Here is a 1,480-nt window from a genome sequence, read left to right on the forward strand (position 1 = left end):
AAGTAATATCGGTCACCCACGATTGGTTTGGAGCCCTTGGATTGAACTCTCTGGCTAATTTGTTAGCCGAAATGACATGTTCAGTACCCGCTTTAGCTCTGGGTTTACGATACCCGCGTTGTGACTGTAAGCCTTCTCGTTTCATCAAGCGATGTACTTGGTTGATTCCACAGAATTCCCCTTCATCTCGTAAGTCACTGTATATCTTCCGATAGCCATAAACCCCACCTGATTCCAGCCAAAACTGTTTAATAAGTCCGAGAAGATACTTACGCCGTTTCTCTTGTTTGCTGTCAGGGTATTTTAGCCAGGCATAAAAACCACTTGGATGAACCCAAGGATTTTACACATCCGTCGAACAGGCCACACTGACTGGTTGGCTTTGATAAAGGCGTACCTCAGTCGGACTGGCTTGCGAAGTACACCGCGACTTTTTTAGTATATCCCGCTCTTCGGTAACTCTTTGCCGTTCTTTCCGAAGCCTACGAATTTCGGCACATTCATCAGATTGAGCTTGGTGTTGGGAGGAGTCGGGACCGTAGCGCTTCACCCAAGCATAAAGACTATGGGTAGTCGTCCCTAAGCGGTTGGCAACATCAGCCACACTATGACCTTTTTCCGTGACCTGTTTTACCGCTTTAATTTTAAATTCTTCTGGATATCTTTTGCTGCTCATAAGCACCTCTCTGTTAGTCATTTTGTCTAACTAAAAGGTGTCTATCAAGTCGGTGGCTATTCATGAAAATGAAACTGCTAGCCCTTGCTCATTTCAAATGACGGGACTCACGCACACAAATCGTCAAGTTTCTCAAGGTAAGCCGAACTAGTATCAATAAGTGGGTTCAAACCTTTTTTGAAGAAGGGCCGGAAGGACTGTAAGAAAAGCCAAGAACAGGAAAACCACCATTCTTAACTTCCGAGCAAAGAGAACAATTGAGTCAATATAAAAGATAAAGCCAATGATACTCAAGGCAGACGACTGACTGGAGCCGATATCCACGCTTATATCGTGAAAGAATTTGGCCAGCACTACCACCCGGATTCTATCGATTACCTGCTCGACCAGATGGGCTTCTCTTGGATAACTTCTCGCTCCAGGCATCCTCGACAATCCCAGACGACTTTAAAAAATTCAAAATTGAAACGATCCTGAAGATCCCAGAGCATATCGCTTTAGAGCATTTGGATGTCTGGTTTCAAGATGAAGCCAGATTTGGGCAACAAAACACAACAACACGGTTATGGGCAGAGAAAGGAACACGTCCCAGAGCCGTGAAGCAACAACAAATTGAATATACGTATCTGTTTGGTTCTGTCTGTCCCGCGAGAGGGATTGGCGAAGCGACGATCGTTCCTTGGGTTACCCATGCGGCGCTCAGAGATGAATTATGGTGTTTTGCTGACCGCGAATTTAGTTTCATCTTGGATTAGCTACTCATCAGACTGGTATAAGTCATCCGCTATGAAACCTTTGTTTGCT

Annotated in this window: 1 protein-coding gene and 2 pseudogenes; 2 read left to right on the top strand and 1 reads right to left on the bottom strand. The window is 44.9% G+C overall.

All coding sequences use genetic code 11. The annotated features are described in order from the left end of the window. A pseudogene (locus R8N28_RS24640) lies at positions 1-676 on the bottom strand (IS3 family transposase); the annotation flags it as partial. 333 nt (positions 677-1,009) lie between these two features. On the opposite strand from R8N28_RS24640, the pseudogene R8N28_RS24645 reads away from it, so the two are divergent. Then, positions 1,010-1,054 (top strand): annotated as a pseudogene (locus R8N28_RS24645) (hypothetical protein); the annotation flags it as partial. Between the two features lie 23 nt (positions 1,055-1,077). After that, positions 1,078-1,431, top strand: coding sequence for a hypothetical protein (locus tag R8N28_RS24650; protein WP_318183596.1), 354 nt, complete (start codon positions 1,078-1,080; stop codon positions 1,429-1,431). The last annotated feature ends 49 nt before the right edge of the window (positions 1,432-1,480 follow it).

It is taken from the genome of Vibrio sp. Vb1554 (genome assembly GCF_033344235.1).